22 protein-coding genes and 1 pseudogene are annotated in these 23,571 nt (G+C 63.0%); 15 read left to right on the top strand and 8 right to left on the bottom strand.

All coding sequences use genetic code 11. The annotated features are described in order from the left end of the window. Positions 1-10: 10 nt before the first annotated feature. Together cysC and BSG19_RS26400 are read right to left on the bottom strand one after the other, a co-directional pair. A complete protein-coding gene (gene cysC, locus BSG19_RS15705; RefSeq protein WP_170866001.1) occupies positions 11-1,723 on the bottom strand; it encodes an adenylyl-sulfate kinase in 1,713 nt (570 codons plus the stop codon). A gap of 546 nt (positions 1,724-2,269) precedes the next feature. Continuing rightward, positions 2,270-2,380 (bottom strand): annotated as a pseudogene (locus tag BSG19_RS26400) (IS481 family transposase); the annotation flags it as partial. Positions 2,381-2,752: 372 nt separating this feature from the next. Here BSG19_RS26400 and BSG19_RS15695 point away from each other — a divergent pair. The 9 genes from BSG19_RS15695 to BSG19_RS15655 all read left to right on the top strand — a co-directional run bounded on the left by BSG19_RS15695 (position 2,753) and on the right by BSG19_RS15655 (position 12,529). Next, a complete protein-coding gene (locus tag BSG19_RS15695; RefSeq protein ID WP_092988929.1) occupies positions 2,753-4,432 on the top strand; it encodes an ABC transporter substrate-binding protein in 1,680 nt (559 codons plus the stop codon). Positions 4,433-4,457: 25 nt separating this feature from the next. Further along, complete coding sequence (locus tag BSG19_RS15690; RefSeq protein WP_092988928.1) at positions 4,458-5,453, top strand: ABC transporter permease; 996 nt, start codon at positions 4,458-4,460, stop codon at positions 5,451-5,453. Next, on the top strand, positions 5,450-6,295 hold the full coding sequence (locus BSG19_RS15685) for an ABC transporter permease (protein ID WP_092988927.1): 846 nt from the start codon (positions 5,450-5,452) through the stop codon (positions 6,293-6,295). Before BSG19_RS15690 ends, BSG19_RS15685 begins: the two co-directional genes overlap by 4 nt. Continuing rightward, on the top strand, positions 6,274-7,983 hold the full coding sequence (locus tag BSG19_RS15680; protein WP_092988926.1) for an ABC transporter ATP-binding protein: 1,710 nt from the start codon (positions 6,274-6,276) through the stop codon (positions 7,981-7,983). The genes BSG19_RS15685 and BSG19_RS15680 overlap by 22 nt, the downstream gene beginning before the upstream one ends. Positions 7,984-8,117: 134 nt before the next feature. Continuing rightward, complete coding sequence (locus BSG19_RS15675) at positions 8,118-9,245, top strand: LLM class flavin-dependent oxidoreductase (protein ID WP_092989121.1); 1,128 nt, start codon at positions 8,118-8,120, stop codon at positions 9,243-9,245. Positions 9,246-9,365: 120 nt separating this feature from the next. Next, positions 9,366-10,583 carry an acyl-CoA dehydrogenase family protein gene (locus BSG19_RS15670; RefSeq protein ID WP_092988925.1) on the top strand — a complete coding sequence of 406 codons (1,218 nt, stop codon included), beginning with the start codon at positions 9,366-9,368 and terminating at the stop codon, positions 10,581-10,583. An 83-nt stretch (positions 10,584-10,666) separates the two neighbouring features. Then, positions 10,667-11,650 carry a ketopantoate reductase family protein gene (locus BSG19_RS15665; protein WP_092988924.1) on the top strand — a complete coding sequence of 328 codons (984 nt, stop codon included), beginning with the start codon at positions 10,667-10,669 and terminating at the stop codon, positions 11,648-11,650. Positions 11,651-11,864: 214 nt separating this feature from the next. After that, positions 11,865-12,203 carry a BON domain-containing protein gene (locus tag BSG19_RS15660; protein ID WP_139274781.1) on the top strand — a complete coding sequence of 113 codons (339 nt, stop codon included), beginning with the start codon at positions 11,865-11,867 and terminating at the stop codon, positions 12,201-12,203. Between the two features lie 74 nt (positions 12,204-12,277). Continuing rightward, a complete protein-coding gene (locus BSG19_RS15655) occupies positions 12,278-12,529 on the top strand; it encodes a DUF982 domain-containing protein (RefSeq protein WP_092988922.1) in 252 nt (83 codons plus the stop codon). A gap of 29 nt (positions 12,530-12,558) precedes the next feature. Here the strand turns inward: BSG19_RS15655 and BSG19_RS15650 are convergent, their stop codons facing one another. The 4 genes from BSG19_RS15650 to BSG19_RS15635 form a co-directional block, all read right to left on the bottom strand. Then, positions 12,559-12,747, bottom strand: a complete 189-nt coding sequence (locus BSG19_RS15650) for a hypothetical protein (RefSeq protein WP_092988921.1) — start codon at positions 12,745-12,747, stop codon at positions 12,559-12,561. Between the two features lie 52 nt (positions 12,748-12,799). Next, positions 12,800-13,057 carry a hypothetical protein gene (locus BSG19_RS15645; RefSeq protein WP_244529269.1) on the bottom strand — a complete coding sequence of 86 codons (258 nt, stop codon included), beginning with the start codon at positions 13,055-13,057 and terminating at the stop codon, positions 12,800-12,802. A 158-nt stretch (positions 13,058-13,215) separates the two neighbouring features. Then, positions 13,216-14,058 carry a hypothetical protein gene (locus BSG19_RS15640; RefSeq protein WP_092988920.1) on the bottom strand — a complete coding sequence of 281 codons (843 nt, stop codon included), beginning with the start codon at positions 14,056-14,058 and terminating at the stop codon, positions 13,216-13,218. 114 nt (positions 14,059-14,172) lie between these two features. After that, positions 14,173-15,021: a hypothetical protein gene (locus BSG19_RS15635; protein ID WP_139274780.1), complete on the bottom strand. Its 849-nt coding sequence runs from the start codon at positions 15,019-15,021 to the stop codon at positions 14,173-14,175. 223 nt (positions 15,022-15,244) lie between these two features. On the opposite strand from BSG19_RS15635, the gene BSG19_RS15630 reads away from it, so the two are divergent. Further along, positions 15,245-16,834 carry an FAD-dependent oxidoreductase gene (locus tag BSG19_RS15630; RefSeq protein WP_170866000.1) on the top strand — a complete coding sequence of 530 codons (1,590 nt, stop codon included), beginning with the start codon at positions 15,245-15,247 and terminating at the stop codon, positions 16,832-16,834. Positions 16,835-16,924: 90 nt separating this feature from the next. On the opposite strand, the gene BSG19_RS15625 is transcribed toward BSG19_RS15630, so the two are convergent. Next, entirely contained in the window at positions 16,925-17,920 is a 996-nt protein-coding gene (locus BSG19_RS15625) for an alpha/beta fold hydrolase (RefSeq protein WP_092988917.1), read from the bottom strand. A 7-nt stretch (positions 17,921-17,927) separates the two neighbouring features. Continuing rightward, positions 17,928-18,446: a Dps family protein gene (locus tag BSG19_RS15620; RefSeq protein ID WP_092989119.1), complete on the bottom strand. Its 519-nt coding sequence runs from the start codon at positions 18,444-18,446 to the stop codon at positions 17,928-17,930. Positions 18,447-18,693: 247 nt separating this feature from the next. On the opposite strand from BSG19_RS15620, the gene BSG19_RS15615 reads away from it, so the two are divergent. The 5 genes from BSG19_RS15615 to BSG19_RS15595 all read left to right on the top strand — a co-directional run bounded on the left by BSG19_RS15615 (position 18,694) and on the right by BSG19_RS15595 (position 23,504). Next, positions 18,694-20,316, top strand: coding sequence for a sensor histidine kinase (locus tag BSG19_RS15615; RefSeq protein WP_170865999.1), 1,623 nt, complete (start codon positions 18,694-18,696; stop codon positions 20,314-20,316). Next, on the top strand, positions 20,309-20,950 hold the full coding sequence (locus BSG19_RS15610) for a response regulator transcription factor (protein ID WP_092988915.1): 642 nt from the start codon (positions 20,309-20,311) through the stop codon (positions 20,948-20,950). The genes BSG19_RS15615 and BSG19_RS15610 overlap by 8 nt, the downstream gene beginning before the upstream one ends. 91 nt (positions 20,951-21,041) lie before the next feature. Then, on the top strand, positions 21,042-21,419 hold the full coding sequence (locus BSG19_RS15605; RefSeq protein WP_092988914.1) for a response regulator transcription factor: 378 nt from the start codon (positions 21,042-21,044) through the stop codon (positions 21,417-21,419). 24 nt (positions 21,420-21,443) lie between these two features. Continuing rightward, positions 21,444-21,749 carry a UBP-type zinc finger domain-containing protein gene (locus BSG19_RS15600; protein WP_092988913.1) on the top strand — a complete coding sequence of 102 codons (306 nt, stop codon included), beginning with the start codon at positions 21,444-21,446 and terminating at the stop codon, positions 21,747-21,749. Positions 21,750-21,785: 36 nt separating this feature from the next. Next, positions 21,786-23,504 (top strand): FAD-dependent oxidoreductase, encoded by a 1,719-nt coding sequence (locus tag BSG19_RS15595; protein ID WP_092988912.1) that lies wholly within the window; start codon positions 21,786-21,788, stop codon positions 23,502-23,504. Positions 23,505-23,571 lie beyond the last annotated feature (67 nt).

Genomic DNA, 23,571 nt, shown 5'->3' with positions numbered 1-23,571 from the left:
GTTGGCTTTTTCACCGTCTTTGAAGACTGTCGGTAATGTGCCGGACCAGCAGGTTGGCTGCCTCCTGCACGGAAAGAACGGAAGTGTCCAGTACGACCTCGGCGGCTTCCGGCTCTTCATAGGGGCTGTCGATGCCCGTGAAGTTCTTGAGTTTTCCCGCGCGGGCCTTGCGATATAGCCCCTTGGGATCACGGGCTTCGGCGATTTCGACAGATGCCTTGACGTGGACCTCGATGAATTCGCCTGATCCCATCAGCTTGCGCGCCATCTGCCGCTCGCTGCGAAAGGGCGATATAAAGGCACACAGAACGATCAGGCCGGCATCGCTCATGAGGCGAGCCACCTCCGCCACTCGGCGAATATTTTCCACTCGCTCAGGCTCGGTGAAGCCGAGGTCGCGGTTCAGGCCGTGGCGCACATTGTCGCCATCGAGCAGGAAGGTGTGCCTGCCTGCTACGGCGAGCTTTTGTTCGACCAGATTGGCGATCGTGGATTTTCCGGCGCCGGACAAGCCAGTCATCCAGACCACCAGCGGCGTCTGATCCTTCATTGCTGCGCGGCGGCGGCGGTCGATGGTCAGCGCCTGCCAGTGAATATTGTCAGCGCGGCGCAAGGCATGCTGGATCCGTCCGAGGCCGATCACGTGGCCGGCGACAGGGTCCGTAAGGTGGAAACAACTGAGGCCATTGGTCTCGACATCGAAGGCCAACGGCGTGTCGAGCGCAATATGGGCTACGCCGGCGGCAGACGGGCCAAGATTGTCGGCCGCCAGAGCGTGGGCCGTGTCGAGATCGACCGCCTGTTTGACCTTGGTCACCGAGGCGGATGCTGACTGCCCGCCGAGGTTGAAGCCATAGGTGCGCCCTGGCAGAAGCGGCGCGTCGTCGAACCAGGCGATCGTCGCCTCGACCTGGTCGGTCACCTCGCAGGGGCGGTCCGCCGGCACCAGGATCAGGCCCGGGCGGCAGGCAGCCGGACCTGAGAGCGTCACGCGCAAGGCAGCATGACCTGCGCCGTCCTCGGCCTTTCGGGCAAGCGTCATAAGCCCTCCAACAGACGACAGCATGCCGCCGGGCAGGATGCGCACCTGCTCGCCTACCGCGATCTGGCCCTGGTAGACCACGCCCTCGATGGACGGCCCGTCCGGCTGGCTCCGATCGAAGGCTGAGACCGACAATCTGAAGGGCCGCTCCTCCCATGGCATCGAGCGCGCGGCCTCGGCTTCGAGGACCTCGCGGAGCGTCTGCCCAGCAAACCAGGAGGGGTAAAAGGCCAGCTTGTCGTGGCCTTGGGTCGGGTCGGACAGGTTGCCGGCAAGCGGAACCATTGGCGGCATCTCGCGGTCCATGCAGAATGCCGCGATTTCGTTACGAAGGGTCTCGAAAAATGCCCTTCCATCCTCGGTCTGCTCGAGCGCTGTCACCGCGATGACGAGGCCGCATCTGCGGAAGAGATGGTGGCGGATGAGCAAGCCGGGCAGCCCGTCATGCGCCGGGTCACGGGCGTCGATCACGAGAATAACGATGTCCGCCAGCATGAATGCTTCCAGTTGCGCAACCGGGGAAGCATGCGTGTCATCTTCGCGCTGCGCGTTCGTCCGGGGCTGTGCATGAGGGCGCAGGCTCTGGCGCGCATCGCGGCCAGCCTCGCTGGCAAGGGCTTCGGCCACCAGATCCCTGCAGGAACTCGTCTGGCCGCAGATGAGGATTGTATCGCCCGGCATGTCGTATTGCGGCGCAAACTTTGCTGCGCTCCGGCTCGCCGCGGCAGAGTTCCGGAAAGCTGAGGTCAGACGATAAAATGAAATCTTCGTCATGCCTGTAAGCGCGGTCAAAGTCAGGATGTTCCTACCTGTTAAGACGAGTGCAAAGCTGGTCCTCGTAAAGTGCGGCTACGCTGTTATAGTGCGTATCATTGCGCCACCGCATGAGGTTGGCCATCGGTCGTATGCATGTATCTTTTGCCACGCCACAGGTCGTTTGCAAAATAAGTTTTGCGTTATGGCGAAATTTCAGGACAAAAGTTTCCAAAAATGCATCTTTTCTTATAAAGATTCAGCTGATTTAAAATCACTACTTCAAACCACCACCGCATGCTTGCGAGTTGAAGAACATACCAACGACATTGTTGTATCTGTACGCTTTCCGTTCACCCTTAAATTGCGCCGTAGAGCTATTATGGCCCCTCTTGCAATTTAAGCATGCAGCGCGAAAGCGCGTGAAGTCCGCGCCAGAACGCCATTCGGTCTGACTGAATCGGATCGGCGCATTTGGTCGCCTTCGACTTCTGACAAGCGTGAGATGCCTTGACGCTGGAGACAGCGGTGCAAGGATGGCGTTGTCAATTGCGGGTTCAATGCTTGGAGCGCGTGAAGACCATCATAAACATCGCCTCGATCCCCGCCTGAAACGCTGATCCCGGCCAAGGGCGAAAACCGACCAAAATAATCTATAAAATCGATCGAATAAGAACAACTGGTCTTTCTCATCGCGTGCGCTGCACCCTAGTCTAGGCTTCAGAAACGAGAGCCGACGACCGTGAACCGAGAGACAGCACCCGCATTTCCGGACATTGACATTCCCAAGGCTGTCACCGGCCTCCCGGCATCGGCGGGCACCCGTTGTATCGGCATTGCCGGCGGTGGCACATGTTGTCCGGCAACCTTCCTTTAGCCAGCTACAAAATTGATCTCCCGCGAGAGCCTGCGATGGCCGGCGGGCTACGAGAACCCGAACCTTTTCAGGAACACCGCATGACCGACCGCGCCTCCCTGCTTTCCCTCACCCGCTTCTCCCCCGCCCGCCGCCGCCTGCTGCGCGCCACCTCGGCCATGACCGCGCTCGCGCTCCTTGCGACAGTTGCCGGCCCCGCTGCCACATTCGCGAACGATGCGAAGAAGGAGGGTGGCGACATCACCTTCCTCATCGACTCGCTCGGCGATACATGGATCCCCAACAACAGCGCGATCTCCAGCTTCCAGGGCCATATCTGGGGCCACGTGGCCGACAAGCTTCTCTATGTCGATGCGGACGGGAAGGTCAGCCCGTGGATTGCCGAGCGCTGGGAGCAGAATGTCGACGCTACGGAGTTCACGCTGCACCTGAAGCCGGGCGTTACCTTCTCGGATGGGACGCCGCTCGATGCTGCAGCCGTCGTTGCCAATCTCGATATCTGGTATGCCGGACGCAAGAAGGATGGCATCAATCCGATCGGCCTCTTCCCCAAGACCTACGAGCGCGCAGAGGCCGTGGATGCGGCGACGGTAAAGGTTTCCTTCAGGAAGCCGACGCTCGGCTTCATTCCCACGCTCGGCTATCACGGCTCCATCCTGATTTCGCCGAAGACGCTCGCCCAGCCGGCCTCCGAACAGGCGGATCTTTCCAGGACTGCCGGAAGCGGCCCCTATATCGTCGAGTCGTGGAAGGAAGGCGATCATGTCACGCTCGTCAAGCGCAAGGATTACAACTGGGGCCCGCCCGCCGTCGGCCACACAGGCCCGGCCTTCCTCGATACCATCACCTACAAGCTCGTCACCGAGCCGTCGCTGCGTGTCGCCTCCGTCCAGTCCGGACAGGCCGATGTCGCCTACAACGCTTCGCCGCAGGAGCTGTCGTCGCTGAAGGACGAGGGCTTCACGGTGGCCACGCCGCGCTATCTCGGCTTCGTCAACGGTTTTGCGATCAACACCAAGCTCGCGCCCTATGACGATGTGAAGGTGCGTCAGGCGCTGCAAGCAGGCATCAACCGGCAGGAGATCATCGACACCGTCTATACGCCGGATTGGAAGCTCGCGACCTCCTTCATCCAGAGCAATGTGCCCGGTGCGACCGATCAGAGCGATCTCCTTGCGTACAATCCGGAAAAGGCCGAAAAACTGCTCGACGAGGCCGGATGGGTGAAGGGCGCTGACGGCGTGCGCGTCAAGGACGGCAAGCCGTTGTTGCTGACGCTCCACTCCAATCCCTATCTCGCGACCTCGAAAGCCGTGGACGAGCTGTTATCGCAGCAACTCGGCAAGATCGGCTGGAAAGTCGCCATCCGCGCCTATGACGTGGTGACATTCGGCGAGAAGGTCAAGTTCGGCGGCGCCGCCGTTCCCGCCTACGAGGTCACGCGCAGCTTCATCGACGCGGGCACCGTCGCCGGCATCCTGACCAATGCCAACAATGGCGAGAACTGGTTCGCGCTCGACGAGCGGGACACGACTATCAACGACCTGCGCGACAAGATCGCGGGCGCCAGCACCATCGAGGCCCGGCTGCCCCTCCTCAATACGCTGCAGAAATATGTGCTGGAACAGGGCTATTTCATTCCCCGCACCCAGATCGTCCAGCGCGTCTACGTCCAGTCGCCAGCGCTGAAGGGCGAGGTCTACAACGGCGTCGCCTATGCCAGCTACTACACCGCGACCAAGAGCGAGGTCGGGCAATGATGGCAGCAAACGCGGGAGCGGCGGCATGAACAGCCCCTATCTCACCTATGCGGGCAAGCGGCTGGCGCAGGCCGCCATCGTCATCCTGCTCGCCTATGTCTTCACCTTCGTGGTCGTCAGCATTCTGCCGGGCGACCCGATCACCAGCGTGCTGCGCAATCCCCAGAACGGGTTCACCGAGGAGGAGATCGCGCAGATCGTAGCCGCACAGGGCATCGACCGGCCGGTTCTCGAACAGCTCTGGTCGTCACTCTCGGGCTTCCTCACAGGCGATCTCGGCCTCTCCATGCGCTCCAGCCGGCCGGTGACGACGATGATCGCCGAGGTGCTGCCCTCGACCCTCATCCTCGCGACATCTGCGCTCGCCCTCGCTCTGGTGCTGGCGGTGGTCGTCGCCTACGGCACGCAGGTTCTGCCGAAACGCTACGGACAAGGGCTGCTGCGCGCCTTTCCCTCGCTGTTCCTCTCGGTACCCAACTTCGTCATCGGGCTGCTGCTCATCCACCTCTTCGGCTTCCAGCTCGGGCTCTTCCGGGTCATCAATCCGGATAGCGCCTGGGCGACCTTCTTTGCCGCGGTCACGCTGGCCATCCCCATTTCGGCCCAGATCGCGGAGGTGCTGATCGCAAGCCTCGACCATGAAGCCGGGCAGGATTACATCGCGGTGGCGCGTGGGCGCGGGCTGCGGCAGTTCCATCTCTTCACCCGCCACCTGCTTAAGCCCTCCTCGCTGCCGGTCGTCACCGTCATCGCGCTCACCATCGGCGAGCTGCTCGGCGGATCGCTGATCACCGAAACGGTCTTCGGCCGCACGGGCATCGGCAGCCTCGTTCAGCGCTCCGTCAGCACGCAGGATCTGCCGGTGCTGCAGGCCGTGGTGTCGCTGGCAGCCGTCGTCTTCGTGCTCGCCAATCTCATCGCCGATCTCGTCTATCCCCTGCTCGACCCGCGCGTGAAACTGTCGGGGACGAGAGCCCTCCGCCCCTCCGCGTCCAAACCTGCGGGAGCAACGTCGCCATGACCCTTCTCTCCACGGCCACCGCCGCACACCTCGCGCCGGCACGCCGCCGGCCGGCGCTTCCGCCGCTTCCCGTCATGCTGTCGCTCGTCTTCGTCGCGCTCGTCATCGCCTGGTCGCTCGCGCCCGGCCTCTTTACCGGTCATGACCCGATCGCGGGGGTACCCGCCGACAAGCTGAGGCCCCCGAGCCTTGCCCACTGGTTCGGCACCGATCATCTCGGCCGCGACCTCTTTGCCCGCGTCGTCTTCGGCAGTGCCTCATCGGTCACCAGCGCGCTTATCGCCGTCGTCATCGGCGTCCTCGCCGGCGGGCTCATCGGGCTCGTCGCCGGGTTTCTCGGCGGCTGGGTCGATACGGTGCTGGCCCGCTTCGTGGATGTGCTGCTGGCGATCCCGAAATTCCTGCTTGCAGTCATCGTCGTCACGGCGATCGGCTTCGACACGATCAATGCGGCCATTGCAACGGGCGTCTCCGCCGTCGCGGTCTTTGCCCGCGTCATGCGCTCGGAGGTGATCAAGACGCGGGAGGCGACCTTCGTCGAGGCGTCCTTCCTGTCAGGCGGCTCCCGCTGGCATATCCTCTTGCGCCACGTGCTGCCGAATGCCTCGCGCTCGGTTCTCCCGCTTGGCGTTCTGCATTTCGGCGACGCGATCCTCGTCATCGCCAGCCTCGCCTTTCTCGGCTACGGCGATCCGCCGCCCGCCTCCGACTGGGGCCTGCTGATCTCGATCGGCAAGGACTATCCCAAATGGCCCTGGCTGGTTTACGCCCCGGCCCTCGTCACGATTGCCACAGTCCTCTCAGTAAACAGGATCAGCCGATGGCTCCGCACGACAGACTGACCGCCGCCTTCCCCCGCAACATCGCGACGGAGCGCGCAGCGCCGCTCCTCCACGTGGAGAACCTCGACGTCTCCTATGGCGCAAACCGCGTCGTGACCGATGTCGGCTTCTCGCTCGGCCGTGGCCGAAGCCTCGCGCTCATCGGCGAGTCCGGTTCCGGCAAGTCCACCATCGCCCGCACCGTGCTGCGCCTCCTTCCCGGATCGGCCTGCGTGAGCGGCCGCGTCTCGTTCGATGGCGAAGAGATCCTCGGCCTTTCCGAGCGCCGCTTCCGGCCGCTGCGCGGGCGCGCCATCGGCTTCGTGCCGCAGGACCCGGGCAATGCGCTCAACCCCGTGCGCACCATCGGCTCGCAGGCGCTGGAGGCCGTGGCGCTGACCGACGAGCGCGACCTACGCATCGCCAAAGAGCGTATCCTCGAAACCTTCGCGCAGGTTGGGCTCGACAATCCGCAGCGCGTCTTCGACAGCTATCCACACCAGCTCTCGGGCGGCATGCTCCAGCGTGTGCTGATCGGCCTTGCCGTCCTGCCCCGGCCGCTCCTGCTGGTGGCCGACGAGCCGACCTCGGCCCTCGACGTGACCATCCAGAAGCGCATCCTCGATCTGCTCTCGCGTCTTCAGCAGGATCTCGACATCAGCCTGCTTCTGATCACCCACGATCTCGCGATTGCAGCCGAGCGGGCCGACAGCATCGTGGTGCTGAAGGACGGCTCCGTGCAGGAGGTAGGCAGCACAGCCGCCGTCTTTGCCTCCCCCACCTCGCTCTACGCGAAGAAGCTGCATGCCGATGTGCCCGCGCTGAACCCGCATCGCTATGCGGCGCTGCGCGATCCCGGTTTTCGTCGCCTTAAGGATAGCGCGCCGAAGATTACCGTTCGCAACCTCACCAAGACTTTCGAGGTCGATGGCAGGGCGTTGACAGCTGTCAACGACGTCTCCTTCTCGGTCCCGTCGGGCACGACTCATGCACTGGTCGGCGAGTCGGGCTCCGGCAAAACGACGACGATCCGGCTGCTGCTCGGGCTCGAACAGCCCGATACCGGCGAGATCACGGTCGCCGGCGAGACCATCACCGGGCGCACGCGCCGCTCGATGCAGACGGCCTGGCGGCATCTCCAGCTCGTCTACCAGAACCCGTTCACCTCGCTCGATCCGACATGGACCGTCGAGCGTCTGGTACGCGAACCTCTCGACCGCTTCAGGATCGGAACGCCTGCGGAGCGGGCCGAATGGGTGCGCGCGGCCTTGTCCGATGTCGGGCTCGGCGCGCATCTGGTCACGCGCAAACCGCAGGCGCTGTCCGGTGGACAGCGTCAGCGCGTGGCGATTGCCCGCTCGCTGGTGCTGCGTCCCGACGTGATCGTGCTCGACGAGCCGACCTCGGCGCTCGATGTCAGCGTGCAGGCCGATATCGTCGCCGTGCTGCTCGAACTCCAGGCCAAGCTGGGCCTCACCTATGTGTTCGTCTCCCACGATCTCGCACTGGTGCGCCAGCTCGCCCACACCGTCTCCGTCATGCGCCACGGCCGGATCGTGGAGCATGGCGCGGTGTCCGACATCTTCGAGAACCCCGGCGAACCCTATACGGTGGCCCTGCTGCAATCGATCCCGTCGGGTGCTGCGGCGCCCGTTCGGGCCCGCGCCGTGCGGCCGGCAGCGCAACCTGTGTTCATCGGGGCCGGCTGATCCCCATCTTGAGGAATATATTCTATAGATTCACTAGAAATAGAACGACCTGTCTTCCTCGGCCCGGTATCGCGCCCTAGGCTGACAGCATCAACCGGTCTCCTGCGAGCCGGCATCGTATGGGAGAAAGCCTCGTGCCAGCAGAATTCATCAGCGTCACCTTTCCAAACGAGTCCAACGACCTCCATCCCGAGCCGCAGGCGCCGATCGATCCGGCCTACCTGCAGCGCTATGCGCGCATGCTGGACGATTACGGGTTTAACTATACGCTGATCCCCTATGCATCGTCCTCCTTCGACCCCTTCACCATCGGCGCAACGATTCTGGCGCACACGAAGAACATCAACATCATCGTGGCGCTCCGGCCGAACACGGTCTACCCCACGGTCGCGGCGAAGGCGCTGGCGACACTCGACCAGCTGAGCGGCGGCCGCGTCGTCGTCCACTTCATCGCGGGCGGCAGCGACGACGAGCAGGCGCGCGAGGGCGACTTCCTCAACAAGGACGAACGCTATGAGCGGCAGGAGGAATATATCCGCATCCTGCGCCACGTCTGGAGCGCGACCGAGCCTTTCGATTTCGACGGAAAATATTATCAGTTCAAGCAGTTCATCAGCCATGTCAGGCCGACCAGGGGGCACATCCCGATCTCGCTCGGCGGCTCGTCGGATGCCGCCTATCGCATCGGCGGCGCGCTCTGCGACATCTTCGGCCTCTGGGGCGAGCCGCTGGCGGAAACCAAACAGCAGATCGACCGGATCTACGAGGAGGCTGCGAAGGCCGGCCGCACCGACCGCCCCCGCATCTGGGTCACCTTCCGCCCCATCATCGCCGAGACGGACGAACTGGCCTGGGTGAAGGCGCACAAGGTGCTCGACCAGCTGAATGCAAACCGCGAAAAAGGCCTTTCGCGCAAGCCGGCCTCATCCGCTCCGCCCGCCAATGTCGGCTCGCAGCGGCTTCTGGATATCGCCGCGCGCGGCCATGTGCACGACCGGGCGCTCTGGTATCCGACCGTGACGGCCACCAATGCGAGCGGCGCGACCACCGCCCTCGTCGGTTCGCCGCAGACCATCGCGGACTCCATCCTCGACTATATCGATCTCGGCGCAGACCTGATCTCGATCCGCGGCTACGACAACTATAACGACGCCGTGGACTATGGCCGCTACGTCCTGCCGCTCGTGCGCGAGGGCCTTCGCGCACGCGCAAGGGCGAGCGAAGAGGCGGGCAAAAAGGCCGGCGAGAAAGCGGCGGCCTGACCCATCGAAGATCGCAGGCCGGGCACCTCCCCCGCCCGGCCCGCGAACGCCGCACGCGCGCTCGCGCCTCCCCCGCATGCGCGCAGCGGTTGTTTCCCCGAAGCCAGAAAGCCCGAGATCATGCATCGTCCGCTCCCCCTTCCCCGAACCTCGGGCTCGAAGCCGCCCGTCCTCAACGCGACGCTTCTCGGGGATGCGACCCGGGCGCTGGCAGATGCCGCACCGCAGGCGGATGCTTCCGGCGGGTTTCCCTGGACGGGTATCCATGCGGTGCATCGCAGCGGCCTGCTGGAGCATACCGTGGCCACACGCTATGGCGGGCCCGGCGGCACGCTGCTCGATGCTGCCACGATCCTTGCCGCTCTCGGCCGGGGCGATCCGTCCGTCGCGCTGATCAGCGCCATGACGCTCTTCCATCATCTGGGGCAGGCGACGAAGAGCAACTGGCCGGACGACCTCTATCGGCAACTGCTCGAACAGGCGAAGGACCGCCCGCTGCTGGTGAATGCCGCCCGGGTGGAGCCGGAACTCGGCTCGCCGGCGCGCGGCGGACTGCCCGCAACGGTCGCCCGCCGCACGGGCACGGGCTGGTCGATCTCCGGCCACAAGCGCTTCGTCACCGGCGCCCATGGCCTCACGCATTTCCTCGTCTGGGCCCATACGGACGAGACGCCGTCGCGCGTCGGCACCTTCGTGGTGGAAAACGGGCTTCCCGGTATCGAGGTCGTCGAGAACTGGAACAGCCTCGGCATGCGCGCGAGCGGCTCGCATGATGTCGTCTATACCGATGTCGAGATTCCCGTCGAGAACGTGCTCGATCTGGTCGATCCCTCCGTTGCCCAGCAGGACAACCGCGCTCATACGGGCATGACGCTCGCGCTGACCGCGCTCTATCTCGGCGTGGCCGAAGCCGCGCAGGAGGCGTTCATCCGCTTTGCGCAGACACGCGTTCCCGCCAATCTCGGCCATCCCATCGCCCGCACGGAGCGTTTTGTCACGCTGTCGGGCGAGATCGACCTGCTCGTCTCCGGCGCACGGCAGCTGATCTTCGACACGCTCGCCCACCGGGGCGACGATGCGCAAGCGCTGATCCGCGCGCGCATCCTTGCCGGCCGGCAGCTGCGCGATGCGGTTGAGATCGCGGTGCGCGGCATCGGCAATCCCGGCCTCGGCGCCGATCTCGGACTGGAGCGGCATTTTCGCGACATCCAGTCGGTGCTCGTCCATGCCCCGCAGGAGGATACGTCCCTGTCGATCCTCGGCCGAAGCGCCTTCGACCGCTGGGCGAAGGACGCCGCGAGGACCGCCGTACCCCTCCCCGTCCTGAAGACAGCCTGAACATGCCCTCACCCTTCAAATGTCTGTCCTCCCGCGCGTCGCCGGTATAAAGCTGCGGCATCCCGCAACGTGATCGGATCGCCATGACCCGCTACATCATCATCGGTGCCGGCGCCGTGGGCGCGAGCCTTGCCGCCGAGTTCGAAACCCACGCCATCCCGTATATTCTCGTCGGGCGCGGCGCGCAGATCGACCATATCGCCCGGCACGGCCTGACCTATCGCCGCCCGAGCGGCACGCGCCAGATCCGGCTGACGGCGGTGGATACCGCGACGCCTCCGTCGCTCGCACCGGGCGATGTGCTCGTTCTCACCGTGAAGACGCAGGATGTGGAGGCGGCGACCGCCTTCTGGGCGTGGCAACCGGTGGACGGGGGCGGCCTCGCCGCCGACCTGCCGCTGGTCACGGTGCAGAACGGGCTTGCGGCGGAAGATATCGCGCTGCGCCGCTTCTCCCGCATCTATGCCACCAGCATCAAGATCCCCGCGCGCTACACGGTCACGGGTGAAGTCGTCGTCGGCGGTGCGCCGAACCTCGGCATCGTCACGCTCGGCCGCTATCCCCACGGTCTCGACGACACCGCGCAGGAGATCGCGGCCGACCTCATCAAGGCGGGCTACCTGACCGAGACACGGGCCGATATCATCAGGTGGAAGGCGGAAAAGCTGATCCACAACGTCACCAACGCCACCGAACTCTTCGCAGCCACCCCTGAGAACCGTGCTGCCATAGCCGCCCGCGTGGCCGACGAAGCGCGGAAGGTGCTGCACGCCGCCGGCCTTAATCCGGCCCTGCCGTCCGAACGCAAGGTCGACATCTCCGGCTGGCATTTGGCCGAAGACAGCGGCATCGAGCAGGGTCAGCAATCGACGTGGCAGAGCTTCACGCGCGGCACGTCGAGCGAAGTCGATTACCTCAACGGCGAAATCGTCCGTCTCGCCCGCCTTCACGGCGTCTCGGCCCCGCTGAATGCGGCCCTGCAACAGGCCGTTGCCCGGCTGGCACGGGATGGCGGGCGGCCGGGTTCGGTCGCGCTCGACATCGTCGCCAGCGTTGCTGAGCCGTAAAGCGCGCGGTACCGAATTCCTCTGGTATATCACGGCATGGCTCTGCTGCCGCTGTTGTCGGCAGGCTGAGGGCTGAGGCGGATGTGACCCGTCGTCCGGCCCCGACATGGTGCTGCCAAGCCGTCTCGGTTATCTTTCTCTGACGGAATTCGCGCTCGCCAGATTGCCGATCGGGAGGATTCTGATACCGTCCTGCTTGCCGGAGGAGGACGACATGAGGCGCATTCATCTATTTTCGACACTGATGACGGTTGTGCTGCTGACAGGCTGCGCCCCGTCGCAGCAGCAATTCGAGGCCGCGCGCGAGGCAGTTCGGGGAAGTGAAAAAACGCGCGCATTCGCGATGAGAGAATGCACGACCAAGGGCTGGCAGCGTAAAAACATTCAGAATGCCGCTATGCTGCTCGATACGACCGAGAAGCTGGCCCCGCGCGTCGCTTGCAAACGATATCTCGACGCGTTCAGGTCGGGACGGCTGGACTATGCCGACGCCGTCGCGTTCAAGCAGGGAAAGATAACGCCAAAGCTCATCAAGATCCTTCAGGGTCGTTGACTTCTGGCAGATGTAAAAGATGCGCGGCAAGGAACTTCGGCGGGACACCTTCGGTTGTCGATCCGGAGGACATCATGGATATGAAGATCTGGGACCATCCCGTGACATTGGAGATGTACGGACACGGGCATTATCGCATCGTGACGAGCGCCAAAGAGGCGTCGAAGGTCCTCAACAACGAGTGGCCCATCCGACATGGCATCTTTTACGAGAAGGCTCTGGAAATGTGCAGATCGGCCTTGAAGGGCACTGTGGAACCAGAAGAAAGCCGCCTCCAATTCCTGAAGGCGGCTGAGGAAGCCGACATTCAAATCGTGTCTCACTGACAGCATAGCGCATCAAGGGCGGCACGCCCTTACGGAACCGTCGGCTTGCCCTTTTCCAGGGTCGATCCGATCGGCATGAGACCACGATCGGTTGCGTCCTTCGAATATTGCTCGCTCGACTCGCGGACAGGTGGCTCCTGCTCCTTTGATGCTCTCTGTTCCGGCGTGCCCGTCGGCGCATTCAGGTCGACGCCATGCTCTCGTCTATGATCCGTCATCCTCGGTGCCTTTCCAAGCTCGGTAAATTGTCCCGTTGCTGGCGACCTGGTATTACCTGTTGCTGGTAACCGGAGCGGGGATGTGGCCTGTGTGATGCACAGGGTTATCATCCATATCTGCCTCCGTCGGCGTCTCGGGCGCCTCAGAAGCCTGCCCCATCCTGACCGGTGGCACCGTGTTGCGGTTCGAGGTCGTCTCGGGCGCCTTGTCCGGCTGGGGCTGGCGTTCGACATCCAGTGCCGCAGGCTCGGTTATATCACCGCTTCCAAGGCCCGCATTGTTCGCAAGCTGCTCGTTCTCGTTGGTCATCGCTTTGCTCCTTTTGCGTTCACCAACTGTCACGAGAGAGGCGAGTTCCCTTGGCGCGACAGCAGTTCTCACATCGTGAACCGCGATCCCTCCCAGACTCTGCATGACACGGCCTACAGCCAGCCGGTAGTGGATGGCGCTGGCCGATCGTACGGCAATCAGACCATCAGGCTGCGCACATAGCGGCGCAGATCGCAGTCTTCGCGGGGAATGCGCTTGACGCTGAAGACGCCCGGCATTGCGCAGATGCCCATATGCGGAGACCGCAAGGCCTGTAGATAACGCCGGGCGTAAACTGTCCCCGTGCCTTCCCTTATGTGATCGATCGTATCGGTCGAGATGACGAGGTTCGTGCAATAGTCGCAGAATGTTATCGGCAAGGCTGCGTCCATGCCATTCATGGCATAATGGGCTGCAATGGTCGGTGGAATGACTTCCTCGCTGGGGAAGCCGCACGGCGCCATCGGAAAGTGATCGATGAACATTCTGGTGATATGGGCAAAGATCGCCGTATCGTAGAACTGCCCTTCTGCTTGCCCGCCGAAGTAACCCCTCATATCGAGCCTGGACAGGAACTTGCGCATCGGGATCGCACTGAGCACGTCCGAACGGAACGACCCCCAATCCGTGGCCGTATCGTAGATCTCGGTCTGACTGCCGATCGAATAGTCTGCCACATAAGCGGCAAGTCCGGGTTTCACCAGCAATTCGTTGGAGGAGAGCAGCACCACCTTGTCGAAGCGGCGTCCCTGTTCGAGAGCATAGAGAAAGTTGCTGACATGCGTATGCATCAGTCCTTCGCACCAGATGGTCTCGTAGGAACTGGGATTGACGAAAACGTTCTCCACATCGCACTGACGCCGGAATTCGTCCTTGGCGCTCGTCGCACCGGAGGAAACGTGGATGCAGATGAGAGCCTCAGGGCAGAAATAGCGGATATTCTCGACCTGATCCCGGACGATTTCAGGCTTTTCATGCACAGGAAGAGAAAACAGTATCATTGCGTTGCGTCCTAGGGCATTTCCAGCCGAAGCGGGATCGCCCCGGCGTCAGACAATTTAGAGAAAACAAGAGGATAGAGCATGTCCGGTGAACCCGTGTTCACGAGAAATACTCTAGATCATCAGACTGCGAATATGGCGGCGAAGATCGCAGTCCTCACGGGGAACATGCGTGACGCTGAAAACGCCTTTCAGCACCGATGCCCCTATGTGAGGAGACCGCAGCGCGCCCGGGCGTCGTTTCGCAAAGATGGTCCCTTTGCCGCTTCGGACCCGTGCGATGACGTCATCCGAGATGACCAGGGTGTTGGATTTGTTCGAAAGCGTGACCGGGGGCACGCCATCGGTACGGGTGACGAAATATCGGGCGGCCACGGTCGGCCCGATAACCTGTTCGGTTGGAAAGCCACATGGCTTCATCGGAAAGTTTTCGATGAAGAGCCTCGTCAAATGGCTAAAGATGCTTTTGCTGAAAAACTGCCCTTCTGCCTGACCGCCGAAGTAAAGGGGAAGCCCCATTGCCGTCAGAAACCCCTGCATTGCGACAGTCTGCAAAAGCTCCGGACTGAACACGCCCCAGTCGGTGGCGAGATCGAGAACCTCGGCATGGACGCCAAGCGGGTATCTGGAAACATACGCACCGAGACCGTCCTTGACGAGCATCTCGTCAGAAGAGATCAGCACGATCTTGTCGAACGGCAGCCCGGTATCGAGCATATGCAGGAAATTGCTGACATGCGTGTGCATGAGCCCATCGGACACGGCGAAAGCGAGAGACTGAGGGTTGAGAACGACATTCTCGAAATCGCAGGACCGTGCGAATTCCTCACGACTTGCAGCAGCGCCCTCGGCCACATGCAGACAGATCAAGGAGCCCGGGCAGAAGTAATTGATATTCTCGATCTGGTCGCGAACAATATCCGGCCGATCATGCACCGGAAGAGAGAAAAGTATCCTGTCCATGAAAACTGGGTCCCGATCATAACGACGGCGCAGGAACCGGTTATTCCGAGAAACTGATCCTGTTCGCCGCAGAAAAATATATTTCATGCCTGTTTCCAGGCTGACCAGGTCTGAAGCCTTAGGTCAGGCGTGTAGGGATCTTCAGGGATGCGGCTGACGAGCCGCAATTGTCTTCGCTTACGAACACCTTTAAGGGTTCGGAATGTCGAGGGGAATATCTTCTATGGATCGAAAAGCTGGATACGTCAGGCTGGTCGGCGGAGCTCTTGCTCTCCTGCTGTCGTGTGTTGCCGCTCCGGCCTATGCCGCCTGTCAGCGCGCTGACGTCGTGGTGTATGGTGGCACGCCCGGCGGGATTGCTGCGGCCATTCAGGCGGCCCGTTTGAAGAAAAGCGTGATCCTCCTCGAGCCGACACGTCACGTCGGGGGAATGCTGTCGAGCGGGCTGACCAAAACCGACGCGTCTCCCCGCAAAAATGTCTATGGCGGCATCGCGGCCGAGTTCCTGAAAAAGGCAAAGGCCCGCTATCGCACGTCGGATCCGATCCGGATCTACTTCGAATCGAAGTGGGCGGAAGCGACCTTCAATGTAATGTTGAGATCCGCAAATGTCACGGTCGAGCTGGAACAGCGCATCCTGAAGGCAGCGCGTGCATCGACGGCGTTGACCGAGATCACCATGGTCTCGGGCAAGTCCTACTGCGGCACCGTCTTCGTCGATGCCAGCTACGAGGGCGACCTGACGCTGAAATCGGGTGCGCAGACGATCGTCGGGCGGGAAAGCCGGGCGAAGTACGGCGAGAGCGCCGCCGGCGTCCAGAAGCTGAAACGGCCCGAAGTCGATGGATCTGCGATCCTGGTCGATCCCTATGTCGTCGCCGGCAACCGGAACAGCGGCCTTCTGCCGGGCGTCATCGATGTCGGTCAAAAGGCCCTCGGTTCTGCAGATACGAGCATGATGGCCTTCAACTATCGGCTCTGCGTGACAGACAATGCCGACAACCGGATCCCCTTCACGCGGCCTGACAGCTATGATCCGCTGCTCTACGAAACGACGGCACGGTTCCTTCAGGCTTTGAAGGCTTCGGGCAAGGGCGTCGATGCAGCCCATTTCATCGGCCGTGGCATGACGGTGAACGGTAAGCTGGACGTCAATTCCACGCGCTATTTCTCCACCAACGTCTGGCACATCGGCTATGACTATACCACCGGCACGGAAGCGAAGCGTGAGGCAATCCGGACCAGGGTGCGCAATCACATTACGGGCTTGATGTGGTTTGCACAGTCCGATCCCCGGGTGCCGAGCAATGTGCGCCAGTACATGGCAAAGTTCGGCTACTGCGCCGACGAGTTCACCGACAATGGTGGCTTTCCCTACCAGATGTATGTCCGGCAAGCGCGACGCCTGATCGGTCAGGTCGTTCTGACGCAAAACAATCTCGTCAAGAAGACCCCCTATAGCGACACCATCGGTCTCGGTTTCTACCCGATGGATGAGCATGGAATGATCAGAACCGTCCTGAATGGCTTCATCGCGGACGAGTCGCGCGAAAGCATCGGCGTTGGCCCTTACCAGATCCCGTACCGGGCCATGTTGCCCAAGACGTCGCAGGTTACCAACCTCATCGTCCCCGTTGCCCTGTCCGCAAGCCATGCAGCCTTCACGTCCGTCCGCGTGGAGCCGACGTTCATGGTGCTCGGTCAGGCCGCAGGGGCGGCGGCGGCGCTGGCGCCAAAAGGCAGGGTCAGTGAAGTGAATATCAACAAGCTTCGCAGTACCCTTTCCGCCGCAGGGCAAATTCTCAAGTTCTAGGCAGACGGCAATCTGCTCTTGGACGTTAAACAAACCGTCAGCGCGGTCATCCCCCTGGGATGGCCGCGCTGCTTTTGGATGGCCGGCCTGTCAGCCCTTGATGAACGCCAGAAGATCCGGGTTGATCACATCGGCATGCGTGGTGAGCATGCCGTGCGGAAAGCCCTTGTAGAGCTTGAGGACGCTGCCCTTGACCAGCTTGGCCTGCATCTCGACGGCGGCCTTGTAGGGGACGATCTGGTCGTCGTCGCCCTGTGTGACGAGCGTCGGGACGGTGATCGCCTTCAGGTCCTCGGTCTGGTCGGTCTCGGAGAAGGCCTTGATGCCGTCATAATGCGCCTTTGCGCTGCCCATCATGCCCTGACGCCACCAATTGTCGATCACGCCCTGCGACACCTTCGCATCCGGGCGGTTGAAGCCGTAGAAGGGGCCGGCAGCGACATCGAGGAAGAACTGGGCGCGGTTGGCGGCTAGGGCCTGCCGGAAGCCGTCGAAGACCTCGATCGCGGTTCCCTCCGGGTTGGTTTCGGTCTTCAGCATCAGCGGCGGAACGGCGCTGACGAGAACGGCCTTGGCAACGCGGCCCTGCGGCTGGCCGTAGCGCGCGACATAGCGGGCAACCTCGCCGCCGCCGGTGGAATGGCCGATATGGACGGCGTTGCGCAGGTCGAGATGTTCGGCCACGGCCGAGGCGTCGGCGGCGTAGTGGTCCATATCATGACCGTCGCTGACCTGGCTCGACCGGCCATGGCCCCGGCGGTCATGGGCAACGACACGGTAGCCCTTGTTGACGAAGAACAGCATCTGGGCATCCCAGTCGTCGGAGGACAGCGGCCAGCCGTGGTGGAAGACGATCGGCTGCGCGTCCTTCGGACCCCAGTCCTTAAAGAAGATCTCGACGCCGTCCTTGGTGGTGACGAAATGATGGGTCATGGGTTCAAGTCCTTTCGGTTGAGGGGAAGCGGGTTTGCGGGATGCGCTCTGGCCGAATGCCGGCATGGCAACGGCGAGAGAGAGGGTGGAGCCGACGACGAGAACCTGACGGCGCGAGAGGGCGAAGGGGTCTATCTGGGCGTTCTCGGACATCGCGGGCTTACTCGGCGCCACGGGTGCTTTCGAACAGGAACCAAGCGCGGCGCTCCGCCTCGTCCACCCAGTTCTCGATCAGGCTGGCGGTGGCGATGTCTCCATGTTCGTCGCAAAGCGCGTGCGTCTCCTTCATCAGCGACACCAGCGTAATGTTGTCCTCCCGAAGCTCGGCCAGCATATCGGCCGGCGTGACGAAATCCGCGTCATTGTCGAGGAGGCGCTGGACGCGGGAGATGTGACCGACGGAGCGGATGGTCGTGCCGCCGATCTTGCGGGCCCGTTCGGCGATATCGTCCGTGATGGCGAGGATCTGCTCGCTTTGCTCATCGAGCATCAGGTGGTAGTCGCGAAAGTGCGGGCCGCTCATGTGCCAATGGAAGTTCTTGGTCTTGAGGTAGAGTGCGAAGACATCGCCGAGAAGGGCTGTGAGGGCGCCGGAAATGTCGGCCGTCGCATTGGTTCCGAGGCCGGTCGGCGTTGCGAGCGGGGCTTTGCGATGCTTTTCTGCGATGACGCGGTCCATGATGGTCTCCATTGAGGTGGGTTCAGCGGGTTGCTGGAGACATGTCTAGTTCAGGTGGCCGATGCGCCATATCCAATGCTTGGCTAGTCGAACCCACACCATCGTATAGTTTCACATGGCTTACATTCGCGATAGATCGCCCGCGCTCTCCGGGCATTGGATGTGCCACCCCATTTCTGGTGTTTAAGTGTCCGCCTTCGGTAAATGGACGCCATGATGTTTGCCTTTTCGATATCGGGATGGCTTGATGCCGCTTTCGACACCAGCTTTGGAAAAAGCATTGCAGACGCATGGCCTTGTGAACCCGAAACGGCGCATGTCGGCGCGCCATGAGGGCGGCATTCTCTCGCTCGCCGCTCTCCTGGCGGCCACGGTTTTCTATCTCGATACGTTTACCGATATCCACAGCGCGCTCGCCACGCTCTATGTCATCACGGTGCTTCTGTCGGCGGAAACATTGACGGAGAAGGGTACGCTGTTCCTGTCGGTCATCTGCGGCAGCCTTGCGATCTTTTCCTATCTCACGGCTCACGGCCTCCAGGCGGATCTCGCGGCGGCCCTGCGACTGACAGTTGCGCTCGCCGCCCTTGCGATCACCTGCGCGCTCGTGATCCGAAACCAGCGCGCCCGCCTGCATCTGCTGCGGTTCAACGCCGATCTGCGCAGCAGCGAGGAGCGCTATCGCACCCTTTTCGAGCAGGGACGGGTAGCCCTCTGGGAGCGGGATTACTCCGACGTTCGCAAGATGCTGATGCGTCTGCGGGCGGACGGCATCCAAGATCTGCGGGCCTATGCGCGGGAGCATCCGGCCTTCATCGAAACCTGCATCGCCCGCGTCCCCACCATCGCCGCCAATGCCGCGGCCCTCGACCTTCTCGGCAATGTCGATCCCAAGGTGCGGGCCGGCGACGTGCGGGCGATCCGGCGCTATATCGCGCAGGACGATGCGACATTCCTCGAGCTTCTGGTCGCGATCTTCGAAGAGAGGCGGCATTTCGAAGGCAGGGGCACAGTCATCACCGCCGATGGCACGAGCAAGCTGGTCCTGCTCACCGTCGGCTTTCCCCAGGATGCGGCCGATTTCAACCGGGTCGTTGTGGGCATGTTCGATATCACCGAGCGCGAGACGGCGCAGAAGGCGCTGTTCGATGCTCAGGCGGAGCTTGCGCTCGCCTCCCGCGCCGCCACCATCGGCGCCTTGTCGGCATCGCTCGCCCATGAGCTGAACCAGCCGCTCGGCGCCGTCGTCGTCAATGCGCAGACCCTTCAGCGGTGGCTCGACCGCGATCCGCCGGATCTGGCTGCCGTGTCCCGTTCCGCCGAGCGCATCGTCCGCGACAGCCAGCGCGCAAGCGACATCATCCAGAGCACCCGGTCGATGCTCGGCAACCGCCCGCCCGCCTTCGAGCTCGTATCGCTGCCCGATCTCGTTCTGGAGACGCGGACCCTCTTGGAGAGCGAACTGCTGAGAGCCAGGGCCGTCCTCGACGTGGAGGTGAAAGAGGGAACGCCCGTGGTTCGCGCGGTTCGCATCGAGCTGCAACAGGTCCTGATCAACCTCATCACCAATGCGCTGCACGCCATGGCGGTCACACCGGAAGCGGAGCGGCGGATAGGGGTGACGATCGAGGCTACAGACGCTGCCGGCGCGGTCGTCAGGATCCGCGACACCGGACCCGGCCTCAGCCCGGAGGTCTTCAAGAACCTGTTCAAGCCCTTCTGCACCACCAAGGAGACCGGTCTCGGCATCGGTCTTGCCATCTGCCGCAGCATGCTGGAGGCGCGTGGCGGAACATTGACCGCCAGCAACCACCCGGATGGCGGCGCCCTGTTCGACATGACCATACCCATCGAGGCGGACCATGACTGATGCGAGAAAGCCGGCCACGACCGGCAATGCCGATATGGCCGTCGTCTACATCGTCGATGACGATCCCTCGATCCGCGAGGCGCTGGTCGATCTCTTCCTGTCGGTGCGCACGGACGCGAAAGCCTTCGAGAGCGCACAGCAGCTGCTCGACACAGCCGATCTGGAGCGGCCCGGCTGCATTCTTCTCGATGTCAGACTGCCGGGCGGCAACGGGCTCGACCTGCAGGCGCATCTGGAAAAGCTTGGTAACCGCATGCCGATCATCTTCATGACCGGGCATGGCGACATACCCATGACGGTGCGCGCCATGAAGGCGGGCGCGGTGGATTTCCTTGCCAAGCCGTTCCGGGATCAGGATATTCTCGATGCGGTCTCTCTGGCGCTTCAGAGGGATCGCGAGCAGCGAGAGCAATCGGCCGCCAACGGCGCGGTCGCCGATCTGGCAAGGACCCTCACCCGCCGTGAGCACGAGGTCATGGCCGCCGTCGTGAAAGGGCTCATGAACAAGCAGATCGCCTTCAACCTCGGCATCAGCGAAATCACCGTCAAGCTGCACAGGGGCAATGTGATGCGGAAGATGGAAGCGCGCTCGGTCGCCGATCTCGTGCGCAAGGCCGAGCTGCTGGGACTGTAGCAAAAGGCGGAAACCTAGACCCTTGTATGGTTCAAAGGGCGCGTCGGAGAGCGCATAAGACCCTGAGAAACTCACGCAAGGCGTCAGCACAGTGTCCATCACACCGGTCATAGCCATCGTCGACGACGATCCGTCGATCCGCGAAGCCCTTGACGATCTTGTCCTGTCCTGCGGCTATCGCAGCCGGCTCTTTTCGTCCGCGGAAGCCTTTCTGGCCGACGCCGATCGCGCCGCCATCGCCTGCATGCTCGTGGATGTCGCCATGCCCGGCCTGAGCGGCATCGAGCTTCAGGCGGCTCTCAACGAGACACCGGCAGACAAGCCGCCGATGATCTTCATGACCTCCTACCGCGACGAGCGGACGCGGGCAGCGGCCATGGATGGCGGCGCTTATGCCTTTCTCGGCAAGCCGGTCGATTTCAACCAGCTCGTCCGCTGTCTCGAAGACGCGCTGAAACATCCGGGATAACAAAAAGAGCAAGGGAACGGAACGATGTCCTACCAATGCACCCACACGTCCACAATCGAAACAGTCGAGCCGCGCACGCTCGGTTGCGAGGAGTGCCTGAAGACCGGACAGGTCTGGCTGCACCTGCGGCTCTGCCGGGAATGCGGCCATGTCGGCTGCTGCGACCAGTCGCCCGGGAGGCACGCCACGGCGCATTTCCACGCGACCGGCCATCCGATCATCGAGGGCTATGACCCGCCGGAAGGCTGGGGCTGGTGCTACATTGACGAGACCATGGTGGAGCTGCCGGACCAGACCCCGCAACGCGGACCGATCCCGCGTTACTATTAAGCCGCATCGAACACACATCAGCCCGGGAGGCACGTCATGGCAGATCTCAGCGCACGTCAGCACCAGATGTTTCCGGTGCTCAGCCCGCATCAGGTTGATATCGCCAGACGTTTCGCGCTGGGCGAGCCGCAGCATTTCGAACCCGGCGCGTTCATCTACAAGGTGGGCGATCACGCGGCCCCTGCCTGGCTGGTGCTCGACGGGTCGATGGACGTCTTTCGCCATGAAGGTCTTCAGGCCGGGGGCCTGCCGCACGAGGCGCCGATCACCACGCACACGGTCGGTCAGCTGTCCGGCGAGGTAAACCAGCTCTCCCGCCGCCCGACGCTTGCCGGTGCGCGGGCCGGGGCGTCGGGCTGCACGGCTGTCGCCTTCGACGCCGCACATTTGCGGGCGCTGGTCATCGGCTCGGCGGATGTGGGCGAGATCATCATGCGCTCCTTCATCCTGCGCCGCGTCGGCCTGATCGATGCCGGCGCCGGCTCCGTTCTCATCGGCACGGCCGGCCACGCAGCCCTTGCGCGCCTTCAGGGTTTTCTCGCCCGCAACGCCTTTCCCTATGTCGTGCTCGACGCCGCCATCGAAGGCGAAGGCCGGGCGCTCATCGAACGGCTGGGCATCGTCCCCTCCGAGCTTCCGCTGATGGTCTGCCCGAATGGCACGGTGCTTCGGGATCCGACCGATGCGGAGGCCGCAGCCTGCCTCGGCATGACGCCGCAGCTCGTTGCGGGAAAGATCTATGATGTCGCGGTCGTCGGCGCCGGTCCCGCCGGGCTTGCCACGGCCGTCTATGCGGCCTCCGAAGGGCTCGATGTCATCGTCATCGACGAACGCTCCGTCGGTGGTCAGGCCGGTGCGTCATCGCGCATCGAGAATTATCTCGGCTTCCCCACCGGCATTTCCGGCCAGGCTCTGGCCGGTCGCGCCTATAATCAGGCGCTGAAATTCGGCGCGGAGATCGTCCTTCCGGTCGAGGTCGATCGTCTGGTTTCGCCCGCTGATGCGCGGAGCCCGTTGAAGCTCGACCTTGCGGGCGGCATGAGCGTGGACGCGCGCACCGTGGTCATCGCCTCCGGCGCGCGGTATCGACGGCCCGATGTCGCCGGTATCGCCACCTTCGAAGGCAATGGCGTATCCTACTGGGCGTCACCCATCGAGGCCAAGCTCTGCGCCGGCGAAGAGGTGGCTCTGGTCGGCGGCGGCAATTCGGCAGGTCAGGCCATCGTGTTTCTGGCCCCGCAGGTGCAGACCCTGCATCTCGTCGTCCGGCGGGCGCTGGAGGAAACCATGTCGCAATATCTGATCGACCGCATCAAGGCGCTGCCGAATGTCCAGATTCACATGAACTGCGAGGTGGATGCCGTCGGCGGCGATCCCGTCACCGGTCTCTCCTCCGCCACCCTGCGCAACCGGCGCGACGGCAGCACGCAGCAACTCGCCCTTCACCATCTGTTCCTCTTCATCGGCGCGGACCCGAACACAGGCTGGGTCAGCGGCCGCGTCCATGTCGACGCAAAAGGCTTCATCGTCACGGGCCAGACCTTCGACGCGCAGTGCAATGTCACCCGCACCCCTTTGCCGCTCGAAACCAGCCTGCCCAACGTCTTTGCCATCGGCGACGTGCGCGCCGGCTCCACCAAACGCGTTGCCGCAGCGGTCGGCGAAGGCGCGGCCGTGGTCTCCCAGATCCATGCGGCGCTGAGCGCGAACCCACCCGCCCGGCCGGCATCGGGCCTCGCCAACGGTTCCACCTGAGAGACGGTCGCGGAACATGGTTTCGCCGGAACAGTTAGGCGGCGATAGAGGAATAGCCAACGGGAGG

This window comes from Rhizobium sp. NFR03, from assembly GCF_900111275.1.
GTDB lineage: Bacteria > Pseudomonadota > Alphaproteobacteria > Rhizobiales > Rhizobiaceae > Ferranicluibacter.
Note: the sequence above shows the minus strand (reverse complement) of the source record. Positions and strands in the feature narration are given on the sequence as shown.

Excerpts from the sequence above, each read along its gene's own strand:
- BSG19_RS15680 (WP_092988926.1), top strand. The coding sequence starts at position 6,274 with ATGGCTCCGCACGACAGACTGACCGCCGCCTTCCCCCGCAACATCGCG.
- BSG19_RS15620 (WP_092989119.1), bottom strand. The coding sequence starts at position 18,446 with ATGGACCGCGTCATCGCAGAAAAGCATCGCAAAGCCCCGCTCGCAACG.
- BSG19_RS15695 (WP_092988929.1), top strand. The coding sequence starts at position 2,753 with ATGACCGACCGCGCCTCCCTGCTTTCCCTCACCCGCTTCTCCCCCGCC.
- BSG19_RS15690 (WP_092988928.1), top strand. The coding sequence starts at position 4,458 with ATGAACAGCCCCTATCTCACCTATGCGGGCAAGCGGCTGGCGCAGGCC.
- BSG19_RS15625 (WP_092988917.1), bottom strand. The coding sequence starts at position 17,920 with ATGTCCGAGAACGCCCAGATAGACCCCTTCGCCCTCTCGCGCCGTCAG.
- BSG19_RS15685 (WP_092988927.1), top strand. The coding sequence starts at position 5,450 with ATGACCCTTCTCTCCACGGCCACCGCCGCACACCTCGCGCCGGCACGC.
- BSG19_RS15670 (WP_092988925.1), top strand. The coding sequence starts at position 9,366 with ATGCATCGTCCGCTCCCCCTTCCCCGAACCTCGGGCTCGAAGCCGCCC.
- BSG19_RS15660 (WP_139274781.1), top strand. The coding sequence starts at position 11,865 with ATGAGGCGCATTCATCTATTTTCGACACTGATGACGGTTGTGCTGCTG.
- BSG19_RS15600 (WP_092988913.1), top strand. The coding sequence starts at position 21,444 with ATGTCCTACCAATGCACCCACACGTCCACAATCGAAACAGTCGAGCCG.
- BSG19_RS15645 (WP_244529269.1), bottom strand. The coding sequence starts at position 13,057 with ATGACCAACGAGAACGAGCAGCTTGCGAACAATGCGGGCCTTGGAAGC.
- BSG19_RS15655 (WP_092988922.1), top strand. The coding sequence starts at position 12,278 with ATGGATATGAAGATCTGGGACCATCCCGTGACATTGGAGATGTACGGA.
- BSG19_RS15640 (WP_092988920.1), bottom strand. The coding sequence starts at position 14,058 with ATGATACTGTTTTCTCTTCCTGTGCATGAAAAGCCTGAAATCGTCCGG.
- BSG19_RS15630 (WP_170866000.1), top strand. The coding sequence starts at position 15,245 with ATGGATCGAAAAGCTGGATACGTCAGGCTGGTCGGCGGAGCTCTTGCT.
- cysC (WP_170866001.1), bottom strand. The coding sequence starts at position 1,723 with ATGCCGGGCGATACAATCCTCATCTGCGGCCAGACGAGTTCCTGCAGG.
- BSG19_RS15665 (WP_092988924.1), top strand. The coding sequence starts at position 10,667 with ATGACCCGCTACATCATCATCGGTGCCGGCGCCGTGGGCGCGAGCCTT.
- BSG19_RS15650 (WP_092988921.1), bottom strand. The coding sequence starts at position 12,747 with ATGACGGATCATAGACGAGAGCATGGCGTCGACCTGAATGCGCCGACG.
- BSG19_RS15595 (WP_092988912.1), top strand. The coding sequence starts at position 21,786 with ATGGCAGATCTCAGCGCACGTCAGCACCAGATGTTTCCGGTGCTCAGC.
- BSG19_RS15635 (WP_139274780.1), bottom strand. The coding sequence starts at position 15,021 with ATGGACAGGATACTTTTCTCTCTTCCGGTGCATGATCGGCCGGATATT.
- BSG19_RS15610 (WP_092988915.1), top strand. The coding sequence starts at position 20,309 with ATGACTGATGCGAGAAAGCCGGCCACGACCGGCAATGCCGATATGGCC.
- BSG19_RS15615 (WP_170865999.1), top strand. The coding sequence starts at position 18,694 with ATGCCGCTTTCGACACCAGCTTTGGAAAAAGCATTGCAGACGCATGGC.